This is a genomic window from Myxococcus sp. RHSTA-1-4 (assembly GCF_020037125.1).
Classification (GTDB): Bacteria; Myxococcota; Myxococcia; order Myxococcales; family Myxococcaceae; genus Myxococcus.
Genome location: NZ_JAIQDG010000001.1, coordinates 644,179 through 657,214, shown reverse-complemented (window position 1 = coordinate 657,214; position 13,036 = coordinate 644,179). Strand labels below are relative to the sequence as shown.

7 protein-coding genes and 1 pseudogene are annotated in these 13,036 nt (G+C 70.3%); 3 read left to right on the top strand and 5 right to left on the bottom strand.

Going from position 1 to position 13,036, the window contains the following annotated elements:
• The first annotated feature begins 360 nt into the window (after nt 1–360).
• Both K8638_RS02665 and K8638_RS02660 read left to right on the top strand, forming a co-directional pair.
• Nucleotides 361–2,928 (top strand): hypothetical protein, encoded by a 2,568-nt coding sequence (locus K8638_RS02665; protein ID WP_223752777.1) that lies wholly within the window; start codon nt 361–363, stop codon nt 2,926–2,928.
• A gap of 1 nt (nt 2,929) precedes the next feature.
• Nucleotides 2,930–4,309 carry a hypothetical protein gene (locus K8638_RS02660; RefSeq protein WP_223752776.1) on the top strand — a complete coding sequence of 460 codons (1,380 nt, stop codon included), beginning with the start codon at nt 2,930–2,932 and terminating at the stop codon, nt 4,307–4,309.
• A gap of 29 nt (nt 4,310–4,338) precedes the next feature.
• Here the strand turns inward: K8638_RS02660 and K8638_RS02655 are convergent, their stop codons facing one another.
• Nucleotides 4,339–5,994 (bottom strand): murein L,D-transpeptidase, encoded by a 1,656-nt coding sequence (locus K8638_RS02655; RefSeq protein WP_223752775.1) that lies wholly within the window; start codon nt 5,992–5,994, stop codon nt 4,339–4,341.
• 271 nt (nt 5,995–6,265) lie between these two features.
• Here K8638_RS02655 and K8638_RS02650 point away from each other — a divergent pair, with 271 nt between their 5' ends.
• A complete protein-coding gene (locus tag K8638_RS02650) occupies nt 6,266–6,943 on the top strand; it encodes a transposase (RefSeq protein ID WP_223752774.1) in 678 nt (225 codons plus the stop codon).
• 301 nt (nt 6,944–7,244) lie between these two features.
• Here the strand turns inward: K8638_RS02650 and K8638_RS02645 are convergent, their stop codons facing one another.
• From K8638_RS02645 to K8638_RS02625, 4 genes and pseudogenes are all read right to left on the bottom strand, one after another.
• Entirely contained in the window at nt 7,245–9,719 is a 2,475-nt protein-coding gene (locus K8638_RS02645; protein WP_223752773.1) for a hypothetical protein, read from the bottom strand.
• 153 nt (nt 9,720–9,872) lie between these two features.
• The gene (locus tag K8638_RS02640; RefSeq protein WP_370643898.1) at nt 9,873–11,234 is read right to left on the bottom strand and encodes a serine/threonine-protein kinase; all 1,362 of its coding nucleotides are present in this window, start codon (nt 11,232–11,234) and stop codon (nt 9,873–9,875) included.
• A gap of 551 nt (nt 11,235–11,785) precedes the next feature.
• Nucleotides 11,786–11,893 (bottom strand): annotated as a pseudogene (locus K8638_RS02630) (aldo/keto reductase); the annotation flags it as partial.
• A gap of 105 nt (nt 11,894–11,998) precedes the next feature.
• Nucleotides 11,999–12,961 carry a LysR family transcriptional regulator gene (locus K8638_RS02625; protein ID WP_223752772.1) on the bottom strand — a complete coding sequence of 321 codons (963 nt, stop codon included), beginning with the start codon at nt 12,959–12,961 and terminating at the stop codon, nt 11,999–12,001.
• Between the last annotated feature and the right edge of the window lie 75 nt (nt 12,962–13,036).

Here is a 13,036-nt window from a genome sequence, read left to right as displayed (position 1 = left end):
CGGAGTCGCTCAGGAGGACGTTCGACTGGGGGGACTTTCCAGTGGTTTCGGGCGCTTGATGTGCCAGCGGTGGGAGGCCGCCGAAGCTCGCGCTGACGTGCGCCAGTGAGGACCAGGGAAGAAATGGGCCGGGTCTCGTTTGGGAGACAGAAGGGCCTGCCAGGCGAAGCAGCCGCGGCACTCCACATCCGCCGGCCCTTCCCCGGGGGACCCATGCCTGATTTGACCAATTCTCAGCGGCGACTCTACAAGGCCACCTACGCGGCAACGGTTCCCGACGGGCGGGCTCCGACACGCCGTGGACTGACCAAGGCCTCCTTCGTCGCGGCAATGGCCGTGAGGCAGCACGAGCTCCAGTCCGTGCGACGGCTCTCGGACCCGAAGGACACCGCGCTGGTGGCCGCGCTGGACGTCATCGAAGCCCTGGTGCGCGACGACTCACCCGGCGCTTCGCTTCGCCAGGCCCCACTGCTGGCGGAGGTCGAGGCCGAGACCCTGGAGCGCTTTGCTCTGGCCCTCATCGAGGTGCGGCAGCAGGCCGCCGCCCAGCTCGCGACGAAGGTCGGACAGCTCCGCGACGCCTACCGCCTGGTGCTGTCGGCGCCCGCACTCTCCGCGGCGTCCCCCGAGCCGGCTTCCGGAGGGGAGACGGCCGTCTCCCTCGCGACGCGCCCGGGAACGATGACGATTGAGGGGCGCGACGGGCGCGGCCGCCGCGCGCGCCTCACCCGCCCCGAGCCGGCGCGCGACACCTCGGGCATGGCAGGCTTCACCCTCCAGGTGGAGCTGGTCGAGAACCGCGCCGAGGAAGTGGAGGAGCCACTCACCATCTCGCCCTCCATCGAGGACGCCGTGGCCTGGGCGGCCCGGAACCAGCCGGACACCTTCTCCGAGCTGCACGCGCTCACCGTCGCGCACGCGCCTGCGCCGCTGGCCTATACCAACGCCGGTCTCCCCCAGGTGCTGTCGCACGTCCTCCCGAAGGTGGCGGGCTCCGTCGGGATGGCGAAGGCGGCGCTGCATGCCTTCAAGGAGAACATGAAGGTGGAGCCGGTGGGACGGCTGCACCTGGAGCGCCTGGAGATGACGCCGGTGGGCGTGGAGCGCGGCGAGCTGGTCAGCTCCATTCCGCTCACGCCCAAGGAGACGGTGAACATCACCCACCGCGAGTGGTCCATCACTGCGGAGGAGTACGAGTCCATCGTCAAGGACTACTTCGAGGGGTACAGCGAGCAGGGCGTCGCGGAGAAGACCGACGTCGCCCAGTCCACGGAGAACCAGAGCCGGCACACGAGCACGCTCAGCTTCGGGGCCGCCGCGTCCGCCAGCTACCTGGGCGTCACGCTGAGCTCGTCGTTCGGCTACAACGCCGGCTCCAACGACGAGACGGCGCGCAAGGACAGCCGCAACCACAGCGTCGCCGCCACGCGCCGCGCCTCGGCGCGCACCCGGAAGGACAAGAAGGTGAGCTTCCGCGTGTCCTCGGTCGTGGGCACCGAGGACGCCGCCGTCCGCGTCATCACCAACCCGAGCGACACCAAGGCCATGCGTGTCGACTACTACCAGCTGATGCGCAAGTGGCGCGTCGACCTGTACCGCTACGGGCTGCGGATGACCTACGACATCGTCATCCCGAGCCCCGGGGCGGACCTCATCCGGAAGGTCGAAGAGCTGCGCGCGCTCGATGCCCGCATCGACGCCCCTTTCGAGTTCGCCCTGAAGCCGGAGCACGTCACCCGCCAGAACTGGACCAAACTGGCGGCGGCGTACCAGGCCACCTTCCACGAGGTGCCACCGCCGGCCGAGAAGTGGATCATGCAGACGACCACGTTCCAGCGCGGCGAGGACGAGGTGAAGCGCGTCGCCATCGGGACGGTGGAGCTGGATGTGGACACCGACTACGAGGTGACGAGCGCCGAGGTGACGGGGCTCAAGTACTTCGACGGTGAGCCGGAGCCGCCCTACTTCTTCGACGTCCTCTTCGACGACGTCGCGCCCCAGAGCTCGCCGCTCTTCCGCACGGCGAGCTACTACGGCTCCGTGTGGGGCCTCCTGAACCGCAACGGGCGCATGAGCATCCCGTTCGCGCACGTGGGCGTCAACGCGGGCGGCGTCACGGTGCGCTGCAAGCTCACCCTGCGCTCCGAGGTCTTCCAGGCCTGGAGGTTCCGCGCCTGGTCGGCGCTCCGGCAGGGCGCCTGGGAGCAATACCAGGAGAGCCGGCAGCGCCTGCGAGACCAGCGTGCCTCCCTGGCGACGGAGATTGCTCCCTTCGACGCGCTCACCTTGCGGCGCATGGAGCTGGAGGAAATCGAGAAGGGCGTGCTGCGCTGGCTCTTCGGCCCGTCCTTCAACATGACGCCCGCGGACATCCAGAAGATTCTCAACCAGATGGCGGCGAACGACCCGCTGAAGAACGACGCGCTGGACACCTCCACGCTGAGCCATCAGCAGTGGCAGCGGATGCTCGAGTTCGGAGAGTTCATCAAGTACGTGCAGCAGGCCATCGAGTGGGAGAACGTCCTCTACTTCACCTACCCGTACTTCTGGGACACGCCCGCGAACTGGAGCCTCAAGCAGTTCCTCCAGCACCCGGACGCGCTGCACCGGACCTTCCTGCGCGCCGGCTGCGCCCGGGTGGTCATCACGATTCGCCCGGGGTTCGAGAAGAGCTTCGCCCAGCTCGTCGAGAGCGGCTCGTTCGGGAGCCTTCCCGGCGACCATCCGTATGTGAGCATCGCCGAGGAGATCCAGAACTACGCGAAGACGAACTACCCGGGGATTCCGCCGGCCAATCCGGCCAACCCTCCCAAAGAGGAGGAGGTGAACGCGGCCGAGCGGGGCCTGCTGCAGGCGACGTGGTGGGAGTACACCCCCACGAGCGCGCTCGACGTCTCGCTCAACACCTCGCTGCCCGAGCTCGCGTGACATGGCGGCGCCCCCCTTCAAGGTGCGGCTGGACGACCCGCCGGTCCTCACTCCAGCGGCGCGCGAGAGCAGCTACGGCTGGAAGGGCGACCGCATCGAGCTGGCGCTCGACGACGGCACGACGCGGGTGCGGCAGGAGGTGGGCACCGGCGGCGCGTTCGAGATTCCCTCGGGGAGCGCCGGCCAGGCCACGGTGACGAACGCCTCCCGCGTGGGCACCCATCGCTCGGCCACCCTGTGGCGGATGGTCAGCGGGGGGACGGGGGCCGTGCTCACGCCCGGCACCACGCACCCGCTGGTCGTGTCGACGCGGCTGCGCGTCTCGATGTGGGCCTTCACCCCGCCGTTCACGAAGGGGCTCGGCAAGGACGGCGTGGCGCTGGACCCGGCGCTGCTGGGACTGTTCGAGCGGGCCGGGGTGGACGACCTGTCCCTCGTCCACACCGTCACCTGGCAGACGAGGGCGGACCCCAAGGGGCCGGCCCTCCCGCCGCGCTGGCACGGCGGGCACGCGCCAGCGGGCCAGACGTCCGAGCAGCACCGCACCCAGTACCTTCGCGTGCTCATCGACGCACTCCACAAGATGGGCGTGCAGGTCATCCCGGGCTTCGAAATCGTCCGGGGGACGCTGAAGAAGGGCCAGGTGCCGACGAAGAAGCAGCAGGCCCTCATCGACCTCTGCCGCGACTTCGCCAGCTGGCTGGAGAAGGCGTCACCCTCCGAAATCGAGGCGTACGCCGCTTCCATCTACGCGCACTTCAGCTCGCGCGGGCTGGACGTGGATGGAATCGGGTTCGACTTCGAGTTCGACGAGCTGACCGAGAAGCACCGGGACAACCTGGCGCTGTTGTACCGGAAGACCTCCGAGGCGGTGGCGCACCGGAATGGGCTCGTGAGCTACGCCAACGCGCCCTTCAAGCAGGACGGAGACAACCAGCACGGGTTCATGAAGATTCAACCGTTCGCCGTGGCGGCCACCGGGCTCAACCTGCTCGCGCGGCCGATGTGCTTCGACGGCACGGCCAGCACGCCGCTTTCGCTCATCAAGGAGTCCATCGCCTGCGCGCTGCGGCCCGCGGGCGACAAGGGCGGCGCCGGGCTTCACCCGTCGCAGGTGCAGTTCGGCATCTGGACGGACAAGGTCGATGGCGGCACGGAGAAGCTGTGCCGCGACGTGCTGCGTCCGAACCGCATCGGCATCATGCTGTACAACCTGCCCGCCGCCGGGGATGCGGCCACCCGGTTCCTGAAGGAGTGCCAGAAGTGGAACCAGGCGCTCAACCCCGACGAGGGGCCGCCGGGACAACCCGGCAAACCCCTGCAGGTGCCTCGTGGCTTCGGCGGCTGGCCTCCGCCGTTCTCTCCGCCGGCCGGGAAGTGAGCCGGACTCGCGTCGCGCCGCGGGGCCCTCTACCTCGCGCGGCGGTCGGAAGCTGGCAGTGCCCGCCGCACCTCCCGGTCCCGCCCGTAGATGTCCGGCCGGAACTCCACCTGTCCGGCCGGGCCCATGAAGGCCGTCCAGTAGAGCAGGTACACCGGCACGGGCTCCGGCAGTTCCACCCGCAGGTCGCCGCGCAGCGGCATGCCGCTGGCGCCTGTCGCCGCCAGGGCCTCCAGTGTCCAGCCCCCGTGGCCTCGCAGCAGGAAGTCCGCGAGCAGCAGCGGCTCGGCCACCCGGATGCAGCCATGGCTGAAGACGCGGCTCACCTGCGTGAAGAGGGACGGCTCGGGCGTGCCGTGCAGGTAGATGCCGTGGGGGTTGGGCAGGACGAACTTGATGCTCCCCATGGGGTTGGACGCGCCGGGGAGCTGCATGAAGCGGTACGGGAGCGCCCCATCGCCCAGCCCACGCCAGTCCACCGTCCACGGCGCCACCTCTACTCCCGTGGCCCGGTCCAGCACCGTCAGCCCGAGCCTCTCGGCCGCGCCCGGGTCCTCCTGGAGCCTGGGCAGCACCTCCTCCGCCGTGATGTCCCGGGGCACGTGCCACGACGGGTTGAGGACCAGGGACTGGAGCCTCGCGGTGAAGACGGGGGTGCTCCAGTCCTGCCTGCCAATGACGACCGGCATCCACAGCACGGCCCGCCCTTCTGCCACCGCCACCAGCTCGAATGCCGGCAGGTTCACGGCCACGTGCAGCGGCTCCAGCTCATCCGGCAGCCAGCGCCAGCGCTCCAGGTTCACCCGCAGCTGGGTGATGCGCGCCTCCACCGGCACGCGCAGCGCCGCCAGCGTGTCCCGGCCCACCTTCCCGTCCACCTCCAGCCCGTGCCGCTGCTGGAAGTGCCGCACCGCCGTCTCCAGTTCCGCGTCGAAGAAGTCCTCCGCCGCCTCGGTGCCCACGCCCGGAGGCCCTGTGCGGGTTGGCGCCGGAGCCAGGTCTCCCGTGACGCGCAGGCGCTCTCGCAGCACCGCCACGCGCGGGCCGAGCGCTCCCGGTGCCAGCAGCGCGCCCCTGGGCACCAGCGGCCAGCCTCCGGTCGCGGCGATGGCGCGGTAGCGCGCGAGCGCCTCCCGGAGCCGCACGAAGCCTTCCATGCGCGGAGAGAGGCTCCGCAGTGTTCCCGCCAGGTCGCCGCTGGCGAGCGCGCCTTCCAGCACGGCCGGCAGGTCCACCGGCTCCGGCCTGCCCAGCTGCCACCGGACCCTCCGTGAGGAGACCTGCCCGGAGGCGAGGTGCGACGCATAGGTGAGGAAGCTCGACGTGAGCCGCAGCTCCACCCGCCTCCAGGCGTCCTCCCCGGAGTCCCCCTGCTCCAGGGCCTGCAGGGCGGAGTCGAGCTCGGAGCGGTGGTAGCGCTCTGGAGACAATCCCTCCGCTTCCGCGTTGCCGAGCGCATCCAGGTACTCGTGCGCCCGGAGCCGCGCCCGGCCATCCTCGGAGAACCACGCGGGCTGGAACTCCCGGGCCTCGTAGAAGCGCAGCAGGGCCCTGCCCGTCTCCTTCGGCTCCTGCCTCGCCTGGGCGCGCACCTCGGCCTCGAAGGATGGGGGCGTCCCTGCCGCCGCGCGGCCGGATACTCCCACCAGCAGCCAGCAGCACAGCAGCACGAGCCAGGAGCGCATGGGGTGAGGATGGCCACGGCCCGGAGCACGAGGAGGCCGCCGAATCACGCGTCCCCGGCAACAGGGTCAACCCGCTCACGGACGCGAGCGGCCCGAGCTCCCCAGTCTCGCAGGGCTCACGGGAAGCCCGTGGGAGGCTGACTGTCGCGTGTGCCCTGGCGAGGTGGAGCTGGGGAGGGGCAGGTGGAGGAGCGGGGGTGGGCGTACCGGCGGAGGCAGCCGGAGGGGACGGTGCTGTACGAGGCGGTGAGGGAGAATCTTGCATGCGTTGATGCCGGAAGGCGTCTTCGTGCCGGGGGAGGGCGGCGTGCGCTTCGAGGCGTTGCCGCCGCCCACGCAAGGTGAGGTGGAGCGGCTGCTGAGGGTGGTGCGTCACCGGGTGCTGCGCCTGCTGGAGAAAAGAGGGGCCCTGCCCGCGCAAGGGCCTGAGGACGCGCTGCAGGCGTACCCGGCGCACTCCCTGCAGCAACGGCTGCGCTGGACGGAGGTGGACGTCCGGCCCCCGCCCAACAAGCAGCCGCGGTGCGCCTTGCTGGAGGGTTTCTCCCTGCACGCCAACACGCACCTGCATGCCAACGACAGGCAGGGACTGGAACGGCGATGCCGCTACGGGGCGCGCGGTGCGCTGGCGCTGGAGCGGCTGTCACGAGCGGAGGACGGCCGCATCGCCTATCGGATGAAGCGCCCGCTGCCGGACGGCACTACGCACCTCCTCTTGGCGTACGTGAAGGGGGCCCCCGGGGTGCGGGCGAATCTGAAGCACCTGGGCATGCCCACGGCCTGTGCGAGGTTGTCCGCGGCACGAGGGCCCCCAGGCCGCAGGGTGTTGAGGCACAAGAGGCGCCAACAGGCCGGCGGCCGCTGCCACGCATCTGATGGGAGCGAGGCCTGGGCAGGCGTGTCCCCCAAGGGGGCTCAAGCGGTGAGTATCAATGTAGGCGACGCGTGAAAGGATTATGCTGAGAGGGTGTTGAGCAGGAGTGAGGAGGCCCAAGATGTAGCTTGCGTCCGCCCTGGCGCCTAGCTTCCCCGCTGCTCTGTCAGGTTGGAGACTGGGAGTCCTACTCCATGGATTGCTCGGAGGGCCTCCCCGTTCTCTGGGCGGGGCCATGAGCCCTACCCCTCTGAGTACAGCCGCCCCGACGGACGGGGGCGTTCCGGATGATATCTGCTGCGTGGGTCGGACGCGGCGACACCTGCATTCGCACCACCCGACCCGTGGCTCCGTCAGCCCTGGCGAAGCGACTTGCTCAGTTGAGCAGCCGTCCCTTGATGCGGAAGTTGTTCAGCTCCCGGCCGCGCACGAAGCGCCAGTAGAAGACCGCGGAGTCCCCCCGTCCATTGGAGACGAGCGCGGGGCCGAGCTCCTCGGTCCGTCGCAGCGTGGCAATGGGCACGCCCTCCAGGTCCAGCACCGTGCCGTCACGGCTCACGCGGGCGCCGAAGAGGTCCGGCAGGAAGAACGGGGTGACGGCGAAGACGCCTTCTCCGGCGCGGTCGTCCTCCCAGGCCACCCAATAGCGGGTGCCATCGAAGGTGGCCGTGGGCCTTCGCTGCGCCATGGGCGCCTCGGAGACAGTGAAGATGCCCGGGGCCAGCACACTCCCATCCGCTCCCAGCCGGGCCCCGAGGATATCGGGGGCGGCCGGTCCCACGCGCGAGGTCCACACCAGCAGGGCCTCGGTCCCCGTCCCATCCGGGGCGAGGTCCGGCTCGCCTGCTCCGGTGCCCGTGATGAAGCGGCCCTCGGGGTCCAGGACGGTGCCCTCGAAGGTCACCCTCGCGGCGAGAAGCTGGTCGATGATAGGGAAGGGGAAGGTGAAGCGCGTCTCCCGGTACACGACCAGGAAGTGGGTCCGCATGAAGGCCACGGTCAGATCGAACTGATCCCGACCGTCCCCGGTGGGCGAGATGAAGAATCCACCCGGGTCCAGCACCGCGCCATCGGCCCCCACCCGTGCGCCACGGACGTCCATCGAATCCGTCCACACAACGAGGAAACGGCCGCTACCTCCCGCCACGTCCACCTCGGTGGTGGGGGTGGCCGGCGCCGTGCCAATGAAGAGGCTGGTGGAGTCGAGCCGGCTGCCTCGGGGACTCACGCGCGCCGCTCGGACCTCCAGCGTGTCGGGGCCGGTGGGCTCCAGCCACGTCACCAGGAAGTCGCGGCCATTGAAGGCCACCGCCGGCGCGGAAGCTCCCGGGGCGCTGGGAAGCCGGATGCCGCTCGGGTCGAGGACGGTGCCGTCGGGCCGCACCCGGGCCGCGCGGATGTGCGAGCCCGCGTCATCGCGCTCGTCCTGCCACGCCACCAGGTAAACACCCCCGCCGTATGCCGTCGCGGGCGTGCGCTGCGCCGGAGCCCCGCGCAGTACGCGCAGGGCCGGAGTGTCCAGGGTGTCTCCGTCCGCGTCCACGCGCGTCGCCAGCACCGTGCGCGTCTCGGCGCCCTCGCGCGCCGCCCCGAAGGTGACGAGGAAGCGCCCAGTTCCGAAAGCCAGCGCCGGGAAGTCCTGCGTGAAAAGGGAGCGGGACACGGCGAAGCCAGTCGGGTCCAGCACGTCATCCCCTTCCAGCCGCGCTCCGCGAATGCGCGAGCGTCCCGTGCGCAGGTCCGTCCACACGACGAGCGTCGTCCCACCTCCCGCGCTCACCCGGGGCTGAAGCTGGTCTCCCGCCGCGGTGGAGATGGGAAAGCCACCCGCATCCACCACGGTGCCGTCCTCGCTCACCCGGGCGCCACGCACGTCGCTCTCCGCGTCGGACGCTGTCCGCTCCTCCCAGACGACCTGGAAATCCTCCCCCGTCCAGGCCACGTCGGGATTCGTCTGCAAGGCGGGCCCGGTGACGATGGGAAATCCTCCTCCGGCGTCCAGCACGGTGCCGTCCGGGAGCACCCGGGCCCCGAAGATGTCGCGGTCCTCGGCCTCCTCCGTGCTGGCGCGGCGGTCCTCCCAGACGACGAGGAACTCGCGGCCCGACCAGGCCACCGTCGAGGCAAGGGGACGACCCGCCGGACCTTCGACGCGGAAGCCCGTCCCCACCACGTCTCCGTCGCGCAGCAGCACGGCGCCGATGCGCGATGCCTCCTCGGGTGGCGGCTCGTCGTCCTCGGAGAAGATGGTGCGGATGACCAGGCACGTCCCGTCGGTGCTGTCACAGGCGATGTCGGCGGCCAGGCCCGGGGCGTCGAAGGGCGTATCGGGAAGCCGGATGCCGCCGGGGTCCACCACCGTCCTGTCCCGCCGCACACGGGTGACGAAGACCTTCCGATGCTCCTCATCTCCTCCCACCCAGGCGACGACGAACTGCTCGCCATCGAAGGCCACGGACGGGGTGGAGGCGAAGATGTCCTCGATCTCATCGCGGCGGTACTCCGCGATGATGAAGCCGGCCGGGTCCAGCAGGGTGCCATCACGCTTCACCCTCGCGCCGAAGATGTTGTTGACGCCACGGCGGTCGTCGACCCAGACGACGAGGTACAGCTCCCCATCGAATGCCACCGCGGGCCCGTGGCCAACCGCCAGTCGCGACAAGGTCTCCAACATGCGCAGGTCGGGCGTGTTCACGCGGAACTCCGGACCGACAGGGCCCTCCCGAGGCTCCGGCTTCCGAAGCTCTCCGGTCTGGGTGGAGGGGGCGAGCGGCTCCTCGGCTTCTCCAACCCATTGGGGGGCCGGCTCACAGGCGATCAGCAGCGCGCCCAGCACTCCGACCCACCTCATCCCCGCTCTTCCCGGCCGCCCCTCGCCGCGTGTGGCCATATCCCCCCCTGGTTGACGGTGGGCTCAAGCTCACGCGGGTGTGGCGGACTGACAATCGGTTCCGTCGGGCAGGGGTGTTCCGGATTTCGGATGCTCGAGCAACAGTCCCCTCAACTATGGGGCGTCCTCAAGGCCACCCGTGGGACTCGAGGTGGGTGGGCGCGCCGGAGGGAAGGCGGGCGTGTAACACGCTCCTTTGTACACATAGGTGTCCTCGCCACAGTCCTTCAGCTCCACGGTCAGCTTGATCCAGCAGCCTCCGTTGATGGGCACCTGCGGCTTCCTGGGGCAGCGGCCGTTGGCATCCGGCCGCCGCTGTCCTGGGAGGGGCCTGGGTGGCAGGTCCACGGCGATGGTGGACCACGCAGAGGGGGCCCGGCTGAGAGGCACCGGGGCCGTCAGCACCGAGTCTCCGACGGCGACGGTACCGCCATCCCTGGACTCCTCGGGTGCCGAAGCCTGCATCGTCTCGGCCTCCCCTCCAGGATGCGTGCTCAGCATCCACCCGGCTCCCAGCGCGAGCGCGCCTCCGACGCTGGCCGCCGTGAGCCAGGACCACCTGGAGCGACTGGGAGCGTGATGCTGGACGTGCCGAGGAGCGGCCCTGGCCTCCACGGGCCGAGACACCTCCCGAATGAAGAGGGGCACATCCGCCTCCGGCCCCGCCTCGCGCGCGGCGTGCTCCAGCGCCTCGGCCAGCTCGCGCGCACCTCCGCGTGCCTCGGGACTCACGGCGAGCATCTGGGACGCCAGCGCACTCAACTCCTCGCAGCAGCGGGCGTTGACCGCTCGCACGGACGGAGGCGCGCCTTCCTCCATGGGCCCGGCATGGGGCGCGGGAGCCGGCGGGAATGGGTACTCGCCCGTCACGAGCCGGAACGCGGTGACGCCCAGCGCGAAGACATCATCCGCCGGCCCGGGGGCGTAGGGCACGATGGGCTCGCGCATGGGCAACTGCACGGAGCGCCACGCCTCCGGCGAACGGTAGGGCGGCGTCCCGGGCGGAAACGGTGGTTGCGTCAGCGTGGCGGCGCCGATGTAGTGCCCGGAGCTGAAGTCGGTGAGGAAGACCCGGCCATCGGCCTCTCTGACGAGCGTGTTGTCGCCCTTCACGTCGCGGTGAACGCCGCCCGCTGAATGTGTCGCCTCCAGGGCCCGCGCGAGGCCGGCGAGGACGTGGAGCACCTGCCGCGAGGTGGGCACGCGCTCCATCGCCCAGTCATACAGCGACACGCCGTTCACCAGCTCCATCGCGAAGTACGGGAACTGTTGCCAGACGCCATGGTCCACGAGGCGTGGGACGTTGGGATGACGGAGGCGGGAGAGCAGCTCCACCTCTCGCGCGAAGCGCGCGTTGCGAGGGTGCAGGGCCAGCTTGAGGGCCACGAAGCCGCGGGGTGCCTCCGCGCCGATGGCACGGTAGACGGCTCCGTGGGCCCCCAGCCCGCGCCGCTCCAGCACGCGCCAAGGCCCCACCCTTGTCCCCGGGGGAAGGCGTGCCGGATTCAAATGGCCGAGCTGCATGAGTGCCTCGCGAGCAGATGCGCGGTTCGCTCCACCCGCCAGGAGGCTACTCCCGGAGTAGGTGCGTGTCAGCGCAATCCTTCAGGTCAACGCACTCCTTCGCGCCCCCCGCCGCGAAGGGGTGCGATGTGCGCGGTCGCGAACGGAGTTCACGTCCCCAACGAGCCACCAACGCCATGCGAGCCGTGCTGCCGTGCCGGGCGCCATGGTGTCATTTCCTTGCCGCGAGAGACTGAACGGCCTTGCAGCCAGACGCCCGTTGCGCGCAATCCCCCGCCCCCCGCATGGAGCGGGCCCACACCCAGGAGCAGCCGTGCCCAAGGCGATTCCCGACGGCTATTACTCCCTCGCGCCGTACCTCGCGCTGAACGACGCCACGAAGGCCATCGAGTTCCCTCAAGCAGGTGCGGAGGAGGGGAGCGCGGGGTTTGAGGCAGCGGCCAGGAAGGAGCGGATGAAGGAGAGGACACCGCGAGTGGACTGGGCAGAGTTGCGCAGGAGGACAGCACCGAGTCGATGCGGCCCAGCAGCGCCGCCTCCAGCTTCACGCCCGCGGCCTTCACGTTGTCATGCACCTGCTCCGGGCGGGTGGCGCCGATGATGGCGCAGGAGTTTGCGCACGCTCAGTAGAGAGAGGGAGTAACAACCCGCGAGTGCCGGACGTCCCGCCGGCCGCCAGGGGCTGCTCTGCGTAGCGCAGGCCGGGTGGGGGTGGCTCAGCCCTTTCGCCTGGTCCGCGAGGAGCGCCGTGCCTCCCCGGAGCGTTGGAGCGAACGTGGCGCCACTCCGCCGGTTGCGACGACGTCGCGAACGCAGTCGCGCAGCCAGCGGTGGGCAGGATCTGCGTCCAGCCGCGGGTGCCAAAGCAACGAGACGGTGAGCTCGGGCGCCGCGAACGGCAGCGCGAAGCTGAACATGCCGGCACGCAGACTCTGCGTATGACGTTCGGGCACCGTGGCGATGAGCTCGGTCGCGCGCGCGAGCGCGATGGCGGTGGCGAACCCCCCGACTATCGTCACCACCTCGCGCGCGACGCCGAGCGTGGCCAGGGTCTCGTCGATGCGCCCCTTGGCGATGCCGCGCCGCGAGAACACGACATGCCGTCCAGCGGCGTAGCTCGCCGGAGTGATTCTTGCGCGACTGAGCGCGTGTCCGCTGCGCACGACGCCGATGAAGCGATCGCGGAACAGAACCTGGGTACGGAGCTCGGGGCCCGTGTCCTTGTCGACGACTCCCGTCTCCAGATCGACCGTGCCGTCGCGCAGAGACGTGCTGTCCTTGTCGGGCTTGGGCACGAAGCGCAGTTGTACGCCCGGCGCTTCTGCGCCGCTGCGCGCGATCAGGCCTGGACCGAAGCTCTCCACGAAGCCTTCGCTGGTGCGCAGCGTGAAGGTGCGAACCAATCGCTTGAGGTCGAGCGTCTCCGCAGGGCGCAGGACCGCCTCGGCGTTCTGCACGAGCTGGCTGACGCGCTCGCGAAGCTCGAGTGCACGCGGGGTTGGCACAAGGCCGCGTCCGGCGCGCACCAACAAGGGGTCGCCGAGGGTCTCCCGCAAGCGCGAGAGCGCCCGGCTCATCGCCGAGGGGCTCAGGCGTAGCCGTCGCGCCGCGCCGGCGACGCTGCCCTCCGCGAGCAGTACATCGAGCGTCACGAGCAGATTCAGGTCGGGCAGCGCCATGCGACGAGCCTAGCAGAGGTCGCGGCGCGACATGGCGTCAAACGCACGGATACCTTGCAACCGTTGCGCGTTCCG

What these genes read in the sequence shown, in the direction of transcription:
- K8638_RS02660 (WP_223752776.1), top strand. Translation starts at nt 2,930, where the DNA reads ATGGCGGCGCCCCCCTTCAAGGTGCGGCTGGACGACCCGCCGGTCCTC.
- K8638_RS02655 (WP_223752775.1), bottom strand. Translation starts at nt 5,994, where the DNA reads ATGCGCTCCTGGCTCGTGCTGCTGTGCTGCTGGCTGCTGGTGGGAGTA.
- K8638_RS02650 (WP_223752774.1), top strand. Translation starts at nt 6,266, where the DNA reads ATGCCGGAAGGCGTCTTCGTGCCGGGGGAGGGCGGCGTGCGCTTCGAG.
- K8638_RS02645 (WP_223752773.1), bottom strand. Translation starts at nt 9,719, where the DNA reads ATGAGGTGGGTCGGAGTGCTGGGCGCGCTGCTGATCGCCTGTGAGCCG.
- K8638_RS02625 (WP_223752772.1), bottom strand. Translation starts at nt 12,961, where the DNA reads ATGGCGCTGCCCGACCTGAATCTGCTCGTGACGCTCGATGTACTGCTC.